Consider the following 16,049-nt stretch of genomic DNA (forward strand, 5'->3'; position numbering starts at 1 on the left):
ACGTCGGCGATCCCCCCGAAACCCAGGCGAGGCAGTGCACGCTGCACCGCCTGTCCCTGCGGGTCGAGGATCTCCGGCTTGAGCATGACGTCGACTACGACGCGTGCCACTGGCACTCCCGGTGGTGTGTTGCGTGGGCGGTTCCCTCAGCGTACCTGTCTCCAAAATCTACGCGAGTAGACATCTGGAGGTCCCTACAAATGACGACGGGAACAGTCGCCGAACCGCGGGAAAAATCGCGCAAAAAAATGCCCCCGGTGATTGCCGCCGGACACGCTGGTGCAATTGGCTGGGCTTCACAATGTCGCGCGTTCCGCTGTACAAAGGAATACAGAGGAAAGCAGCATTGCACCTCAACAGCCGTTAATCCGGTATCGCCGCACGTCAGGCAGGGCAGGAGCCGTGCCTGACAGGTGGGGGCGGCACACCGTGGAAAGGACCGATATCCGTGGCGCAGCGCGTAGTGGTGACGCTCTTCGACGACATCGACGGAGGCGAAGCGGCGGAAACGGTCACCTTCGGCCTCGACGGTAAGTCGTACGAGATCGACCTCAATCCTGCCAATGCAAAGAAACTGCGCAAGACCCTCGCCCCGTACCTGGCGGCCGCCCGCAGACAGTCCGCCGCCGGCGGCAGCGGCGGGGGGCCGGGGCGCCCGCGCTCCTCGTACAAGCACACCTCGCTCGAACCCGACCCGGCGGCGGTCCGCGCCTGGGCGCAGTCCCACAACATGGACGTCCCCGCGCGCGGCCGGATCCCGAAGCGGGTCTACGAGGCGTTCCGCGACGCGAGCTGACGATCCCCCGGCTCGTCCGGGCCGCCCGTCCGGGCCGCCCGGACGGACCTCGCACCGCCGAGTTGCGCAACACCCCGGGTGATCCGCTAGAGTTTGGATCACGCCGAGGGGCAAGGCCGAAAGGCCCGAACCTCACGCAGCGTGCGGGTGTAGTTCAGTAGTAGAACATCCCCCTTCCAGGGGGAAGGCGCAGTGTGCGATCCCTGTCACCCGCTCTGCATCACGTACCGTCCACTCCGATGGAATGGATCAGGTACAGTGGTGTTCGCACCGCCCGGTGAAAGCCGAGCGGCAGCAATGCGGACGTGGCTCAGTTGGTAGAGCATCACCTTGCCAAGGTGAGGGTCGCGAGTTCGAATCTCGTCGTCCGCTCAGAGAACGAAGGCCCCGGTCATCACGACCGGGGCCTTCGGCGTTTCCGTTCCGACGAGTTGAGCGACCTGTTACCGGTGCCGGGGGGCCGTCCGGCGCACCGATGACATTTGTCATCGACATGCGGTGACACCGCGACCTGCCCGCGCGCGTTGGCCGGCGGAAGCCTTGAGGCATGACCCAAGTGATTGAGGCGGAGGACGTACGGCGCAGCTATGCCGGGGGATTCGAGGCCGTGTCCGGGATCACCTTCACCGTGTCGCACGGCGAGGTCTTCGCCCTGCTCGGTACGAACGGCGCCGGCAAGACGTCCACCGTGGAGCTGCTCGAAGGGCTCGCCCGCCCGAGCGGCGGCACCGTGCGGGTGCTCGGCCACGACCCGTACGCCGAACGCGCCGCCGTCCGGCCGCGGATCGGCGTGATGCTCCAGGAAGGCGGCTTCCCCGCCGACCTCACGGTCAGGGAGACCGTACGGATGTGGGCCGGCTGCACCAGCGGTGCGCGGCCGGCCGGGGAGGCGCTGGACATGGTCGGCCTGGGCGGCCGGGCCAGGGTGCGCGTCAAGCAGCTGTCCGGCGGCGAGAAGCGGCGGCTCGACCTGGCGCTGGCACTGCTCGGCGACCCGGAGGTGCTGTTCCTGGACGAGCCGTCGACCGGGCTGGACGCCGAGGGGCGGCGCGACACCTGGGAGTTGGTGCGCCGGCTCCGGGACGCCGGTACGACCGTGCTGCTGACCACGCACTACCTGGAGGAGGCCGAGGCGCTCGCCGACCGGCTGGCGATCATGCACGGGGGCCGGATCGTGACGGCCGGGACGCCCGCCGAGGTGACGGCCGCGCGCCCCTCACGCATCCGGTTCGTGCTGCCCGAGGGGGTCCCGGCCGCGCGGTTGCCGCTGTCGCTGCGGGCCGCCGCCACGGGGCGGCACGTCGAGATCCGTACCCACACCCTTCAGGAGTCGCTCGGCGAACTCCTGCTGTGGGCCCGGGAGACGGGCGTACGGCTCGAAGGGCTCGACGCCCGGTCGGCCTCCCTCGAAGAGGCCTTCCTCGACATCGCGCGGAACGAAACGGTGGGTGTGTGACGTGGCGACCACGATGACGGCGCGCATGGGCGCGCTGGGGCGGGCCGAGCTGACGCTCCTCGTACGGAACCGGTACGCGCTGTTCACGGCACTGCTGATGCCGGTGCTGATGGTGGGGGTGCTGCGGTCCTCCCTCGACCGGGTGGGCCTGGACCGGACCGGGATGAGCGCCATGGAGGCGGCGCTCAGCGGTGGTGTGGTGATGATGCTGATCCTTGTCGTCTACCTCAACCTCGTCTCCGCGTACGTGTCCCGGCGTGAGGAGCTGGTGCTGAAGCGGCTGCGGACGGGGGAGGCCTCCGACCGGGAGATCCTCGCAGGCACCGCGCTGCCGGCGGTCGTGCTCGCGGTGGCGCAGAGCGCGCTGATCGTGGGGGCCGGCGTGGTCCTGCTCGATGTGCGCACACCCGCGCGGCCGGAACTCCTGGCTGCCGGTCTGCTGCTGGGGATCGTGATGCTGATCGCCCTCGCCGGGGCGACGGCGGCGGCCACCCGCACCGTGGAGAGCGCGCAGATCACCACCATGCCGCTGTTCCTGGTCTCGGCGATGGGTTCCGGCCTGTTCGTCCCCCTGGAGGTGCTTCCGGAGAGGGTCGCCTCGGTGTGCGAACTGCTGCCGCTGTCCGGTGTGATGACGCTCGTACGGGCCGGCTGGCTGGGTGACTGGGGCGACGCGGGTGATTCGATGGGTGCGGCGCTGACGGCGCTGGCCTGGACGGTGATCTCGGTGTTTGCTGTGCAGCGGTGGTTCCGCTGGGAGCCACGGCGTTGACAGGGGGGCGGGGGCGGGAAGATGAGGCTCACGGGGTGGTGGAGCCGGCGGAGCAACCCGGAGAAGGTCGAGCTGTACACCCGCTGGTCGTACCACCTGTTCGCGCTGCTCGAAGTGGCTTCGATCGGGCTGGGCGTACTGAGCCGGACCCCGCTGCCGCTGGGCGGGTGGCTGTTCCTGCTGGTCGCCGCGCACTCCGTACTGGGTGGTGTGCTGGCGTCCCGGGCGCTGGACTGGACCGTGGGGCGGCGGGCCCGTCCGGGCCGGCTCATGGTGGTGTTCGGGGTGGCGTCCTGCGTGCTCGCCACGGCGGCGCTGGCGCTGTACCGGTTCGGTGGGCAGAGGAACGTGGAGGCCGTCGCCACCATGGTGGTGGGGGTGCTGGCCTTCGGCATCGGCGGAGTGGTGCTGGGCCTGAGGAAGACCCGGCACATGCTCGGCCTGGTGCTGGCCTCGGGGGTCGGCACCGCCGGGACCGGCCTCGGGCTCGGGTTGCGGCCCGCGGAGGCGGTCGGCTTCGCGGTCGGTGTCCTGATCGCGGGCGTGTCCCTCGCCTCGACCAGCGGGTTCTCCAGCTGGCTGCTGCGGGCGGTGTGGGAGCTGGACGCGGCGCGTGAGCTTCAGGCGCGGCTCGCGGTCGCCGAGGAACGGCTGCGGTTCGGGCGGGACCTGCACGACGTGATGGGCCGCAACCTGTCGGTGATCGCGCTGAAGAGCGAGCTGGCGGTGCAGCTGGCCCGGCGGGGCAAGGCGGAGGCGGCGGTGGACCAGATGGCAGAGGTGCAGCGGATCGCGCAGGAGTCCCAGCGGGAGGTCCGGGACGTGGTGCGGGGCTACCGGGAGGCCGACCTGCACACGGAACTGGAGGGCGCGCGGAGCGTGTTGGCGGCGGCCGGGATCACCTGCACGGTGGAGGCCGCGACGGGGGAACTGCCGGCACCGGTCCAGTCGGCGCTCGCCTGGGTGGTACGGGAGGGCACCACCAACGTGCTGCGGCACGGGGACGCGCGGCGGTGCTCGGTGTCGGTGTCGGTGTCCGGGCCGGTTGGTGCGGAGGAGGGGTGCGCGGTGCTGGTGGTCGAGAACGACGGAGCGGACGGCGGTGCGGGTCCGGCCGCCGGGCCGGGCGCCGGGGCCGGTTCGGGCGCCGGGGCCGGGACGGGGCTGGCCGGACTGCGGGAACGGCTCGCGGCGCTGGACGGGACGCTGGAGGCGGGCCGGGTGAGCGGCGGGCGGTTCCGCGTGACGGCCCGGGTGCCGGTCGGGACGGCCGTGACGGGGGCGGCCCGGTGACCGCCCCCGTGCGCGTCCTGCTGGCCGACGACGAGCACCTGATACGGGGCGCGCTGGCCGCCCTGCTGGGGCTGGAGGACGACCTCGTGGTCGTCGCCGAGGCGGCGTCCGGGCCCGAGGCGCTCGCCATGGCGCGGGCGCACCGGCCGGACGTGGCGGTGCTGGACCTGCAGATGCCGGGCGCCGACGGTGTGAAGGTCGCCACATCGCTGCGCACCGAACTCCCCGGCTGCCGCACCATGATCGTGACCGGCCACGGACGCCCCGGCCACCTGAAGCGGGCCCTCGCGGCGGGCGTGCGGGGATTCGTGCCCAAGACGGTCAGCGCCCAGCGGCTCGCCGAGATCATCCGTACCGTGCACGGCGGGCACCGCTACGTCGACCCGGAGTTGGCCGCCGACGCCATCTCCGCCGGTGACTCGCCGCTGACCGCCCGCGAGGCGGAGGTGCTGGAGCTGGCGGTGGACGGGGCGCCGATCGCGGAGATCGCCGAGCGGGCCTCCCTGTCCCCCGGGACCGTACGGAACTACCTGTCGTCGGCCGCCTCGAAGCTGGGCGCCGAGAACCGCCACACGGCGGCGCGTCTCGCCCGCGAGCGAGGTTGGGTATAGTGGTCTCGCGCCACGGCGCATGCGGACGTAGCTCAGTTGGTAGAGCGCAACCTTGCCAAGGTTGAGGTCGCGAGTTCGAGCCTCGTCGTCCGCTCAGATGGAAGCCCCCCGGCCGGTCGGCCGGGGGGCTTCTTCGTGCCTACTGCCAGGTCTTGCCGGTCAGCAGCTCGTACGCCTCCAGGTACTTCGCCCGGGTCGCCTCCACGACCTGCTGCGGCAGGGCCGGCGGCGGCTGCTCGCCCCTGCGGTCCCAGCCGGAGGCCGGCGAGGTCAGCCAGTCGCGCACGTACTGCTTGTCGTACGACGGCTGGGCGCGGCCCGGCTCCCAGGAGTCGGCCGGCCAGAAGCGGGAGGAGTCCGGCGTCAGCACCTCGTCGGCGAGGACCAGGCCGTCGCCGTCGAGCCCGAACTCGAACTTGGTGTCCGCCAGGATGATCCCCCGGTCCCGGGCGATGTCGCGGGCGCGGGAGTAGATCGCGAGGGTGGACTGCCGCAGCTGGGCGGCGGTCTCGGCGCCGACCTGGCGGGCGACCTCCTCGTACGACACGTTCTCGTCGTGGTCGCCCACGGCCGCCTTGGTGGCGGGGGTGAAGATCGGGGCCGGGAGCTCCGAGCCGTCGGTGAGACCTTCGGGAAGGGCCAGGCCGCAGACCGTACGGGACTCCTCGTACTCGACCAGGCCGGAGCCGGTGAGGTAGCCGCGGGCCACGCACTCGACCGGGACCATGCGCAGCGACCGGCAGATCAGGGTGCGGCCCGCCCAGTCGGCGGGGGCGCCGGCGGGCAGCTCGGTGGAGATGACGTGGTTGGGGATGAGGTCGGCGAGCCGGTCGAACCACCAGAGCGAGAGCTGCGTGAGAACGCGGCCCTTGTCCGGGATCTCGGTGGGCAGCACCCAGTCGTAGGCGGAGATGCGGTCACTGGCGACCATGACGAGGTCTCCCGCCTCGTTCTGGTACAGGTCGCGCACCTTGCCGGTGTGCAGGTGTACCAGGCCCGGCACCTCAAGCGGTTCGGGCTTTTCGACGAATCCGGACACGGTTCCTCCCCGTGGTTCTGTCCAATCGGCTCCGATTCTCCCGCATGCGGGGCCGGGCTTTGGCCAGGGGTCTCGCGGATCGCACGGGATGGTCGGGAAGGATCTCTGAGCATTTTCCGGAGCGGTCCCCGGGCACGGCCCGGAGTCCTTTCCCGGAGTCCCTTCCCGGGGCCTCTTCCGGGACCGTGCCCCGGAACTCTTCCCGGGACCGCGCCCCGGAATCCTCCCCGGTGGGCCCGGAGCCTTTTCCGGTCCGTCCGAGACCCTCTCCGGTGGATGCGGGTCGTGTCCTCGGGCGGGGCCGGGTCGGCCCCCGGTGGGGCGGTGGAGTGCGGTCGTCGTGGGTCGGGTGGGGGCCGGGAACGGAACTCCTGGGTGCGTTCTAGTCCCGTTTGCAGATGCGGTCCAGGAGGTTGGCCGTGGCGCGCTGGATACGGAGGTCGACATGACCCGGCCGGTCCAGGGCGGGGGACCAGGCGAAGGTGCCCGAGGCGAAGACGAGGGCGCCGGAGGGGGCCCGGTAGAGGGACGTCTCCTGGTGGCGCAGCTGGTTGTCGCCGTCCCGGTAGGGGGAGTGGGCGAGCAGGATGCGCCGCCGGTGCTCGGGGAGGGCGGTGCGCGGGAAGTACCGGTCGGCCTCGCCGGCGACGAGGCCGGGCAGTTCGTCCCCCTCGCCGGCGCCGGTCGCGTCCCAGAGCCAGTGCTCGGCGTTGCGGACGACCATGGGGTGCGGTTCGGGGACCCGGCCCGCGTACTGGATGCCGAGCAGCTGCTGCTCGGGGCGGTCGACCTCGCGCCACAGGGCGGGCTTGCCGGGACCGCGACGTTTTCGGCAGGACAGCAGGCGGTCGGGGACACCGGAGGCGGACGGCGAGAGCTCGACCTGCCAGTACATGGTGTTGGCGGAGAGGAACACCAGCGAGGTGCCCTGGTCGCGGGCGCGCTCCACGGTGCGCCGCATGGGCACCGACCAGTACTCGTCGTGGCCGGGGAAGACCAGGCCCCGGTACCGGGTGGGGTCGATGCGGCCCGCGTGCAGGTCGCGGGCGTCGGCGTAGGCGAGGTCGTAGCCGTACCGCTCGGCCCAGCGGATGAAGTCGTAGGCGTGGCCCACGTGCAGGGGCAGGCCCGCGCCGGCGTACGGGCGGTCGAAGGAGACGGTGGTGGCGGCGTCCTCCTCGCCGAGCAGGCGGCCTTCCTCGTCCCACGCGTGGTAGAGGCTGGCGCCGGTACGGCCGTCCTCCGGGTAGAGGTTGTAAGCCTGCCAGGTGACGTCCGGGAGGAGCAGGAGCAGGTCGGCGGGGTGGCTGTCGCGGACGGTGAACGGGATGTGGGAGCGGTAGCCGTCCACGGTGGTGAGCACGGCCACGTACGCGCCGATCGACCAGTACGAGGGGACCTGGAGGCGCCAGGAGAGCCACCAGTGGTGGCAGGAGACGGTTCGGTCGGCGGTGAGCGGGGGCGGCTGGACGATGCCGGAGAGACGGGGGCTCGTGGTGATCTTGGCTGCGCCGTCGCCCGCGTAGTGACCGATCCGGTAGATGTCGACCGAGAACTGCTGCGGTGGGTCCACCGTGATGTGGAAGTCGATCGCCTCGCCGGGCGCGACCGCGCCGGCGGAGGCGAAGCCCTTGATCTGGCGGCGCACGTCGTCGGCGGAGCGCGGTCCGCCGTGGCCGCCGCGCGCGAGGGCCGGATCGGCGTACCAGGGCACGACCTGGCCGGTGTCGCCGATGTACTGCTCGCTGCCCCGGAGCCAGGGCAGCGGTCCCTGGCCGAACGGGTCCGTGACGGCATGGGCGAGGGCCCCGGATTCCCACCGCCGAATCTGCTCCGCCCCCATAGGTGCGCCCCTCCCTCGACTCCCCTGCGACTGTCAGTGCCGGTCTCCAGCACATCACATAACGCACGCAGTCCGTCACCGTTCGTCGTTAATCGGCGAGAACGGATCGTGGCATTCCGCTCCGGGCGCGCCGGTCCTCCGGCTTTCAGACGAGGCGCACGGGTTTCTCCGGGCGCACGCCGACGGTCGTCAGCCAGGAGCGGAGTGGCTCAGGATCGGCGTCCTCTATGAGGCTCAGGACCCGGGCGGCGAGGTCGGGATGGCGCTTGCCGCCCACGAGGAGGGTCGGCCCGTCGAGCCAGTCCAGGCCCGGTGCGGCGCCGGCGGTGTCGACGGCGGCGCAGCACACCATGGCGGTCACGTGATCGGCCAGCAGTTCGCGTCCGCTGCGGGGCGGCTGCAGCGGGAACAGCGGCAGGGCGTCCCCGCCGGGGCTCCAGGCGGCGTGGTCGAGGTCGCCGGGGACGGAGAGCGGCGGCGGAGCGGGCGGGAGGCCCTGGTCCGGGTGCGGGGGGCCGGCCGGGTGCGGGAGGTCCGGATCTCGGAGGGCGTGCGGGGTGATCGGGGCGTGCGGGGTGTGCGGGTCCTGCGGGGCGGGCGGGTCGTACGGGGCCGGTGCGGCGGGCGCGGTGTGCGGGTCGTCCGGGGCCCGGCCGGCTTCCGGGTCCGGCCCCTGCGCCGGGGCCGCGGCGGCGTCGACGGAGGCGGGAACGGGGACGGGGCCGGGCGCAGGGGCGGTGGGCGCCTCCGGCTCCGCGCCGGGCAGCGAGGCCCCGGCCGTGGCCTCGCGGGACACCTCCGCCGTTATCGCGGCGGCCAGCGTCTCGCCGGTGCGCGTCGCGGACAGGTGGTCCATCACCCGGGCGAGCGTCGCCTCCGCGGCCTGGTCGACCCCGAGACGGTCGAGGGCCCGGTGGAGGCGCGCCGCCTCCGTACGCCACTTGCGGTCGACCACCTCGTCCGGGTACTGCTGCCAGTCCACCGGGGCCCAGTCGGGGCCCACCTCGGCGGGTCCGCCGTGGAAGAGGCGGGCGGCCAGCAGCGAGGTGGCCTCGTCGACGAGCCCGGGCTCTTCGAGCAGGTCGCACGCCGGGCGCTCACCCAGCCGGGAGGTGAAGCCCTCCGCCAGCCGGTCGCGCCGCGACAGCTCGGTCAGCGCCGAGACGACGCCCGCGTCCAGCCGGGAGGGCCAGCGGCCCATGCGCCAGGCGGGCAGGGCCACCCGCGTCAGCAGCCGGTCCCAGCCCGCGTACGCCAGCCCGACCTGCTCCTGGGCGACGATCCGCAGGCCGTAGTCCACAGCCTGTGCACGCTCCGACGCGGCCGCCGCCACGCCCCGTTCCATCTCGGCGGCGTGCGTCCGGCAGCCGCGCAGCAGCACCCGCGCGACCGCGCCGACGAACCGCGCGCCCAGCCGCCGTACCGGATCGAGTCCCGGCCGGTCCGCCACCGCGACCGCCGCGTCCAGGCCCCGGACGAAACGGCGGGCGGCCGCTATGTCGGGGTGTGCGGACGGTCCCGTGCCGGCGACGACCGGGGCCAGCACCGCCCGCAGCTCGGCGACCCGCATCCACCACAGGAACGGCGACCCTATGACCAGGACCGGCGGGGTGTCCGAGCGGTGCAGGCCCGGTACGGCCGGCCGGCCGTGCGCCGGGTGCGTCCGGTCCTCCAGCCAGCTGTCGCAGTCGGGGGTCAGCGCTATGCCCGACGGCACCGGGACGTCCAGGCGCCCCGCCAGGTCCCGCACCATCCCGTACAGGTCGGGGGCCGACGCCTCGGGTATCTCCACCGTCGGTGTCAGCGCCGGTCTGGCCCGCGCGATCACGACCGCGACCGCCGCCCAGGCCACCAGCACCACCGCCGCGAGGGCCGACACCACCCAGCGCGCGGCGTCCCAGCCGGCGCCGGACAGACGGCCCGTGGCGGCACCGGTCGACAGCACCACGGCGAAGGCGGCCGGCAGCAACGCCACGGCCAGCGCCCTGCTGCGGACCCGCAGCACGGCCAGGGCGTGGGCGTACGCCGCCCGCGCACCCCGCTCCTCACCCATCCCGAAACGAGTACCGGAATCGGACACGGCCGTACGTCACCCCCTTCTGCCCTGCGGCGGACTGCCTCGCGGCGGTGTTGGTCACTCCCCCACTGTGGCACCCGCCACTGACATCGCAATGCCGGTGGGCCAAGTGCCGGAACGCCTGCGCGGCACCCTAGTTGGGGCACCGGCAGGCGTCATCCGGATGGCTCAGCCGTCACTCGATGGAATGGCTTTGGGTAAAGGTGCGGACGGTTCAGCGAAGCGCGCGGTTGACTTCCCGGTTCACTCCCCGCTTCGCTACGGCGCTCACTCCCCGGCGGCCTTGCGCGCGATGTCCGTACGGTGCTGGGAGCCGTCGAGCCGGATGCGTCCGACCGCCGCGTACGCCCGTTCCCGGGCCTCGGCGAGGTCCTTCCCGGTCGCGGTGACGGACAGGACGCGGCCACCGGCGCTCACGACCGCGTCGCCGTCCCGCCTGGTCCCGGCGTGCAGGACGTACGCGTGCGGCGCGTCCTTCGCCGCGACCTCGTCCAGGCCCTCGATCGGGTCGCCGGTGCGCGGCGTGCCCGGGTAGTTGTGCGAGGCGACGACCACGGTGACGGCGGCGTCGTCGTGCCACGTCAGGGGCGGCTCGCTGTCGAGGGTGCCGTTGGCGGCGTGCAGCAGGACCCGGGCGAGCGGGGTACGGAGACGGGCGAGGACCACCTGGGTCTCCGGGTCGCCGAAGCGGGCGTTGAACTCGATGACGCGCACGCCGCGCGAGGTGATCGCGAGCCCCGCGTACAGCAGGCCCTGGAAGGGCGTACCGCGCCGGCGCAGTTCGTCCACGGTGGGCTGGAGGACGCTCGCCATGACCTCGTCGACCAGCTTGGGGTCGGCCCAGGGCAGCGGCGAGTAGGCGCCCATGCCGCCGGTGTTGGGGCCTTCGTCGTCGTCCAGCGCGCGCTTGAAGTCCTGGGCGGGGGTGAGCGGCAGCACCGTCGTGCCGTCGGTGATCGCGAAGAGGGAGACCTCGGGGCCGTCCAGGTACTCCTCGATGACCACGCGGTCGCAGGAGCGGGCGTGGGCCCGGGCCTGCTCGACGTCGTCGGTGACGACGACGCCCTTGCCGGCCGCGAGGCCGTCGTCCTTGACGACGTACGGGGCGCCGAAGGCGTCGAGCGCCTCGTCGATCTCTTCGTGGGTGGCGCAGACGTACGAGCGGGCCGTGGGGACGCCGGCGGCGGCCATCACGTCCTTGGCGAACGCCTTGGAGCCCTCCAGCCGCGCGGCCTCTTCGGAGGGGCCGAAGCAGGGGATGCCGGCCGACCGGACGGCGTCGGCGACACCCGCGACGAGCGGTGCCTCCGGTCCGACGACGACCAGGTCGGCCCCCAGACCGGTGGCGAGGCGGGCCACGGCCGCGCCGTCGAGGGCGTCGACCGGGTGAAGCTCGGCGACCTCCGCGATTCCGGCGTTGCCGGGCGCGCAGTGCAGAGCGGTGACGTCGGGATCGAGGGACAGTGAGCGGCACAGGGCGTGTTCGCGGGCGCCGCCGCCAATGACGAGGACCTTCACGCGAGCCAGAGTAGCCCGCGCGGCGGTGGGGCCTTTGTGCGGGCCGCCGAGGGCGCCGCCGCTACTCGTTCGTGTATTCCTCCACGACCGTCGCCCCGAGCTCGCGCACGATCAGCTCGTGACCGGAGAGCGCGGAGTCGACCAGGTCGGGGTCGTCGTCCTCCGGCATGTCGTCCTCGGGTCTCACCGGCTGCCGGGCCGCCGGGGCGCGCGCGGGCTCGGGCCCGGAGGAACCGGAGGGCGCCGCGGAGGACGGCCGGGGCGCCGGCGCCTGCGGTGCCTGCTGTACGGGGCCGGGGGCGGCCTGGGGCGCGGGCGGGCGGCCTCCACCGCCACCGCCGCCACCGCCGCCGCCGTAGCCACTGCCACCGCCACCGTAGCCGCCGCCTCCGGACGCGGGCGGGGGCGCTGAGCCGCCCGAGGGGTCGACGATCGCCTCGATCTTCCACTGGACGTTGAACTGCTCGGCGAGCGCCTGCCGCAGGACGTCCTCGCTGCCGCTGCTCGCGAAGTTGTCCCGGGCGCCGGCGTTGAGGAAGCCGAGCTGGAGGGTGGTGCCGTCGAAGCCGGCGACCTGGGCGTTCTGGCTGAGCAGGATCCAGGTGAAGCGGCGGCGGTTCTTGACCGCCTCCAGGATGTCCGGCCACATGTTCCGCACCTGGGCGGCGCCCTGGGCCGTCCCCGGCCCGGCGGCCGGTGCGGGCGCGGACGCGGACGCGGGCGCCGGGGCGGCCGGTGCCGGCGCGGGCACCGACGGCCCGGGCTGCGCCAGGCCGCCGGGACGGCCCGGCGCCGACGCCGAGGGCCAGGCGCCCGGCCGGCCGGCCGGCTCCTGGGCCCCGGGCGCGACGGCGGACGGCCACGCGCCGGGACGGGAAGCGGCGGGCGGCGCGGCGGGCGCGGGCTGCGCGGCGGCGGGCGCGGCCGCCGGGCCCGGCTCGGGCGCCGCCACCGGGTCGGGCGCGGGCACCTGGGCCGGCGCGGGTCCCGGAGCCGGGGCGTCGCCCGGGCCCCGTACCGCCGCACGAGCCGCGGCGGGTCCGCCGCCCGGCACGCCACCCGGCACGGCGGGCGGCACCTGGGCGTGGGCCTCGGGACCGGGCACGTACCCCATGGCGGGGCCCGGCCCCGTCGCCTGGAACGCGGCGCCCTGGACCACCGAGCCGCGCTCCAGCCGGTCCAGCCGGGCCAGCAGCGACCGCTCGTCGGTGAACGCGGCGGGCAGCAGCACGCGGGCGCAGATCAGCTCCAGCTGGAGCCTCGGCGAGGTGGCGCCCCGCATCTCGGTGAGCCCGGTGTTCACGATGTCGGCGGCCCGGCTGAGCTCGGCGGCGCCGAACACGGACGCCTGGGCCTGCATCCGCTCGATCACGTCGGCGGGCGCGTCGATGAGCCCCTTGTCGGCGGCGTCCGGCACCGCGGCCAGGATGACCAGGTCGCGCAGCCGCTCCAGCAGGTCGGTCACGAACCGCCGGGGGTCGTTGCCGCCCTCGATGACCCGGTCGACCACCTCGAACGCGGCGGCCCCGTCCCCGGCGGCGAAGGCGTCCACCACCGAGTCGAGCAGCGAGCTGTCCGTGTACCCGAGGAGCGCCGTGGCCATGGCGTACGTCACACCGTCCTCGGCGGCGCCGGCCAGCAGCTGGTCCATGACGGACATCGAGTCACGCACCGACCCGGCCCCGGCCCGCACGACGAGCGGCAGCACCCCGTCCTCGACGGGGATCCCCTCCTTGCCGCACACCTCGCCCAGGTACTCCCGGAGCGTCCCGGGCGGCACGAGCCGGAACGGGTAGTGGTGCGTCCGCGACCGGATGGTGCCGATGACCTTCTCGGGCTCGGTCGTCGCGAAGATGAACTTCAGGTGCTCCGGCGGCTCCTCGACCACCTTCAGCAGGGCGTTGAAGCCCGCCGAGGTGACCATGTGGGCCTCGTCGATGATGTAGATCTTGTACCGGCTGCTCGCCGGCCCGAAGAAGGCCTTCTCCCGCAGGTCACGGGCGTCGTCCACGCCACCGTGGGACGCGGCGTCGATCTCGATGACGTCGATCGAACCCGGCCCGTTCCTGGCCAGGTCCTGGCACGACTGGCACTCCCCGCAGGGGGTGGGCGTGGGACCTTGCTCACAGTTCAGGCAGCGGGCCAGGATCCTCGCGCTGGTCGTCTTGCCGCACCCGCGGGGCCCGCTGAACAGGTACGCGTGATTGACCCGGTTGTTCCGCAGGGCCTGCTGCAGCGGGTCGGTGACATGCTCCTGCCCGATGACCTCGGCGAAGGACTCGGGACGATAGCGGCGGTACAGCGCAAGGGACGACACCCTTACGACGATATCGGGCCCCACCGACAATCGACCCGGCCCACCGGGACCCCCGCCCCCCGACGCAAGCGCCCCTCACGCACCCGCCAGAGCCGACCTACCCTTGCTGCCTTCCGGCCCTGGGGGAGTTCAGTCAGATAGCGCCACGTGAGGGGCTGCGCCCAGCCTACCCGATGCCGTGACCCGCCGGGGCACCCCCGGTCACTCCGGACGCCATCGGCCGGCGGCCGGCGGAACGGGTTCGCGAGCACTCCTCAACGTCTTGTATTGTTTGCGGCGGAGGATTCGCCTAGTGGCCTAGGGCGCACGCTTGGAAAGCGTGTTGGGGGCAACCCCTCACGAGTTCGAATCTCGTATCCTCCGCCAGTGCCTCACCGGGCACGATGTCGAAGGGCCCCACCGTTCGCGGTGGGGCCCTTCGTCGTCTTCCGTCTCGGTCGAGGGAAAAGGGGCCGGCCCTTTGGTGTTCAGCCGGCGGGGGGCCCGGCCGTGGCGTCGAGGTCCTTGGCGTACAGGCCGATGGCGCGGCGGTACCGCTGGACCGAGGGGTCCCGGCTCGTGGTGGCGAGGAGGTCCAGCAGGATGCCCATGGCCTCGTGGTGGTCGCCCGTGTTGTGGAGCGCCATGGCCAGGAAGGTCCGCAGGCCGCCGTCGTCCGGGTACTCCGCGACGCCGCGGCGGAGGGTCTCGACGGCGCGGGCGTACTGGCCGAGTACCCGGTAGGTGCTGCCCAGGCCCAGGAGGGCGCCGCGGCGGTCCTCGTCGGGGAGGCCGGTGCCGGCGAGGCAGCGCTCGTAGAAGGGGACCGCCTCGGCCTCCAGGCCCAGCCGGTCGTGGACGCAGGCCGCGCGGTACTGCACGCGCGCGTCGTCCGGGTCGCGGGCGGCCAGGTCCAGCAGTTCGCGGCGGGTCTCTTCGAGCCCGTCGTCTTCCGTTGCGCTCATGCGCACATCGTCCCAGCACCGGGTTCCCGGGGTGCCGGAACCGTGAGGGAACGGATCGGGAAGCCCTCCCGCCAGACTCGCCGCAGTCGATCGAGGAGGCCGGCCCATGACGGACGACCCGTCCGACCATCCCCCGGACGCCCGGTCCGCGGAGCGCGTCCTGATGGTGCTGCCCTCGGACCGGCTCGTACGCACGGCCGCCGCGGCCGGATGCCGCGTGTGGTCGGTGTGGGACCCGGCACTGCGCGAGCGGGCCGACCTCGACGAGGTGGCCCGGCACTCCGAGCGGTTGCTGCTGGCCGACCTGGACGACGAGGCGGGGTTGCGCGCCCTCATCGCCCGTACCGCCCACGAGCACCGGGTGACCCATGTGATGCACCTCGGCGGCGGGCACGCGGTGGCCTCCGTCCTCGCGGAGGCCGAGGCCCTCGGGCTCGGCGCCAACCCCGCGGACGCGGTACGGACGCTCGGCGACCGGGGCGCGATGCGGGAGCTGCTGCGGGACTACCCCCGGCTTCGCGTACGGGCCGAGCGCGCCGCCGACGCGGCAGCGGTCCCGCGGGCCGTGGCGCGGTTCGGGGGAGCACCCGTCGTGGTCAAGTCCGCCCGGGCGGCGAGCCCGTGCGGCGCGACGCTGGTCCGGGGGCCGTACGGGTCGGCCGACTGGGAACGGGAAGCGGCGGCCCGCGACACCCCCGGGCCCTTCCTCGTCGAGGAGTACCTGCCCGGCCCGCAGTACGCCGTGGAGACCCTCAGCGTCGACGGGATGCACCAGGTCGTCGGTGTCACGGCCACCCGGACCACGGGCCCACCGCGTTTCGAGACGGTCTCCCACGTCCATCCCGCGCCGCTCGGCGACCGCGCCGAGGCGGAGATCCGGTCGGCGGTGTGCGCGCTGCTGGACCTCGCCGGATTCGAGAACGGCCCCACGCACACCACGGTGGTGCGGACACCGCACGGGACCCGCGTCCTGGCCGCCCGCGCGGGCCTCGGCGGGGACGGCATCCCCCTGCTCGTGGAGCTGGCCCGCGGCACCGACCTGGAGACGGAGTCGTTCCGTGCGCTCACCGGCGGGCTCCTGGCCCCGCCCACCCTCCGCCGCACCGCCATGGCCGGCTTCGTCAGGCTCCCCGCCGACCGCCCGCCCGGCACCCCCGCGACCGACGCGCTCCACGCCCTGCCGTACGTCCGCGCCGTGAACGTACGGAGCCGGCCCCCGAACTCACGTACAACCCCCGGGTCCTGCGCGCGGGTGGTCGTCGTGGGTGACGGGCCGCAGGAGGCGGCCCGGCGTCTGGCCACCGCGCGGCGGCTGTTGGGGGCGCCGTACGGGACGCGACCGGAAGCGGCACGCACCGCGTGACGCGTACGGGTCCGTGAAGG

General features: G+C 73.7%; 13 protein-coding genes, 4 tRNA genes and 1 other RNA gene. 10 read left to right on the forward strand and 8 right to left on the reverse strand.

The genetic code is table 11. The annotated features are described in order from the left end of the window. On the reverse strand, positions 1-110 hold a 110-nt coding region (locus AC07DW_RS26970; protein WP_478860329.1), incomplete at its 3' end, for a phosphoribosylformylglycinamidine synthase subunit PurS. Positions 111-448: 338 nt separating this feature from the next. Between AC07DW_RS26970 and AC07DW_RS26975 the strand changes: the two genes are divergently transcribed. The 8 genes from AC07DW_RS26975 to AC07DW_RS27010 all read left to right on the forward strand — a co-directional run bounded on the left by AC07DW_RS26975 (position 449) and on the right by AC07DW_RS27010 (position 5,022). Continuing rightward, on the forward strand, positions 449-796 hold the full coding sequence (locus AC07DW_RS26975) for a histone-like nucleoid-structuring protein Lsr2 (protein ID WP_478860284.1): 348 nt from the start codon (positions 449-451) through the stop codon (positions 794-796). A gap of 143 nt (positions 797-939) precedes the next feature. Then, positions 940-1,011: transfer RNA gene (locus AC07DW_RS26980), tRNA-Gly, on the forward strand. 84 nt (positions 1,012-1,095) lie between these two features. Then, positions 1,096-1,168 (forward strand) — tRNA-Gly (locus AC07DW_RS26985). A gap of 175 nt (positions 1,169-1,343) precedes the next feature. Next, positions 1,344-2,252: an ABC transporter ATP-binding protein gene (locus AC07DW_RS26990; protein WP_478860285.1), complete on the forward strand. Its 909-nt coding sequence runs from the start codon at positions 1,344-1,346 to the stop codon at positions 2,250-2,252. 13 nt (positions 2,253-2,265) lie between these two features. Beyond that, positions 2,266-3,024: an ABC transporter permease gene (locus AC07DW_RS26995; RefSeq protein ID WP_478860330.1), complete on the forward strand. Its 759-nt coding sequence runs from the start codon at positions 2,266-2,268 to the stop codon at positions 3,022-3,024. 21 nt (positions 3,025-3,045) lie between these two features. Beyond that, positions 3,046-4,317: a sensor histidine kinase gene (locus AC07DW_RS27000; protein ID WP_478860286.1), complete on the forward strand. Its 1,272-nt coding sequence runs from the start codon at positions 3,046-3,048 to the stop codon at positions 4,315-4,317. After that, positions 4,314-4,928: a response regulator gene (locus tag AC07DW_RS27005; protein ID WP_478860287.1), complete on the forward strand. Its 615-nt coding sequence runs from the start codon at positions 4,314-4,316 to the stop codon at positions 4,926-4,928. The genes AC07DW_RS27000 and AC07DW_RS27005 overlap by 4 nt, the downstream gene beginning before the upstream one ends. Positions 4,929-4,949: 21 nt before the next feature. Next, a tRNA-Gly gene (locus tag AC07DW_RS27010) sits at positions 4,950-5,022 on the forward strand. 45 nt (positions 5,023-5,067) lie between these two features. On the opposite strand, the gene AC07DW_RS27015 is transcribed toward AC07DW_RS27010, so the two are convergent. From AC07DW_RS27015 to ffs, 6 genes are all read right to left on the reverse strand, one after another. Further along, positions 5,068-5,967 carry a phosphoribosylaminoimidazolesuccinocarboxamide synthase gene (locus tag AC07DW_RS27015; protein WP_478860288.1) on the reverse strand — a complete coding sequence of 300 codons (900 nt, stop codon included), beginning with the start codon at positions 5,965-5,967 and terminating at the stop codon, positions 5,068-5,070. A gap of 382 nt (positions 5,968-6,349) precedes the next feature. Next, on the reverse strand, positions 6,350-7,810 hold the full coding sequence (locus AC07DW_RS27020) for a N,N-dimethylformamidase beta subunit family domain-containing protein (protein ID WP_478860289.1): 1,461 nt from the start codon (positions 7,808-7,810) through the stop codon (positions 6,350-6,352). 145 nt (positions 7,811-7,955) lie between these two features. Then, positions 7,956-9,863: a hypothetical protein gene (locus tag AC07DW_RS27025; RefSeq protein WP_478860290.1), complete on the reverse strand. Its 1,908-nt coding sequence runs from the start codon at positions 9,861-9,863 to the stop codon at positions 7,956-7,958. A 291-nt stretch (positions 9,864-10,154) separates the two neighbouring features. Then, the gene (purD, locus tag AC07DW_RS27030; RefSeq protein WP_478860291.1) at positions 10,155-11,405 is read right to left on the reverse strand and encodes a phosphoribosylamine--glycine ligase; all 1,251 of its coding nucleotides are present in this window, start codon (positions 11,403-11,405) and stop codon (positions 10,155-10,157) included. Positions 11,406-11,466: 61 nt separating this feature from the next. Continuing rightward, a complete protein-coding gene (locus AC07DW_RS27035) occupies positions 11,467-13,722 on the reverse strand; it encodes a DNA polymerase III subunit gamma and tau (RefSeq protein ID WP_478860292.1) in 2,256 nt (751 codons plus the stop codon). A gap of 61 nt (positions 13,723-13,783) precedes the next feature. Further along, positions 13,784-13,882, reverse strand: an RNA gene (ffs, locus tag AC07DW_RS27040) — signal recognition particle sRNA small type. Positions 13,883-14,000: 118 nt separating this feature from the next. Between ffs and AC07DW_RS27045 the strand changes: the two genes are divergently transcribed. Further along, positions 14,001-14,088: transfer RNA gene (locus tag AC07DW_RS27045), tRNA-Ser, on the forward strand. Positions 14,089-14,189: 101 nt separating this feature from the next. Here AC07DW_RS27045 and AC07DW_RS27050 read toward each other — a convergent pair. Then, a complete protein-coding gene (locus AC07DW_RS27050) occupies positions 14,190-14,666 on the reverse strand; it encodes a tetratricopeptide repeat protein (protein WP_478860293.1) in 477 nt (158 codons plus the stop codon). A 106-nt stretch (positions 14,667-14,772) separates the two neighbouring features. Between AC07DW_RS27050 and AC07DW_RS27055 the strand changes: the two genes are divergently transcribed. Further along, positions 14,773-16,029: an ATP-grasp domain-containing protein gene (locus AC07DW_RS27055; RefSeq protein WP_478860294.1), complete on the forward strand. Its 1,257-nt coding sequence runs from the start codon at positions 14,773-14,775 to the stop codon at positions 16,027-16,029. Positions 16,030-16,049: the final 20 nt, after the last annotated feature.

Source organism: Streptomyces sp. NPDC045701 (genome assembly GCF_056432045.1).

Bases quoted from the DNA above. Each gene is read 5' to 3' on its own strand.
- AC07DW_RS26990 (WP_478860285.1), top strand. From the start codon at position 1,344: ATGACCCAAGTGATTGAGGCGGAGGACGTACGGCGCAGCTATGCCGGG.
- AC07DW_RS26995 (WP_478860330.1), top strand. From the start codon at position 2,266: ATGACGGCGCGCATGGGCGCGCTGGGGCGGGCCGAGCTGACGCTCCTC.
- AC07DW_RS27000 (WP_478860286.1), top strand. From the start codon at position 3,046: ATGAGGCTCACGGGGTGGTGGAGCCGGCGGAGCAACCCGGAGAAGGTC.
- AC07DW_RS27020 (WP_478860289.1), bottom strand. From the start codon at position 7,810: ATGGGGGCGGAGCAGATTCGGCGGTGGGAATCCGGGGCCCTCGCCCAT.
- AC07DW_RS27025 (WP_478860290.1), bottom strand. From the start codon at position 9,863: ATGGGTGAGGAGCGGGGTGCGCGGGCGGCGTACGCCCACGCCCTGGCC.
- AC07DW_RS27050 (WP_478860293.1), bottom strand. From the start codon at position 14,666: ATGAGCGCAACGGAAGACGACGGGCTCGAAGAGACCCGCCGCGAACTG.
- AC07DW_RS27055 (WP_478860294.1), top strand. From the start codon at position 14,773: ATGACGGACGACCCGTCCGACCATCCCCCGGACGCCCGGTCCGCGGAG.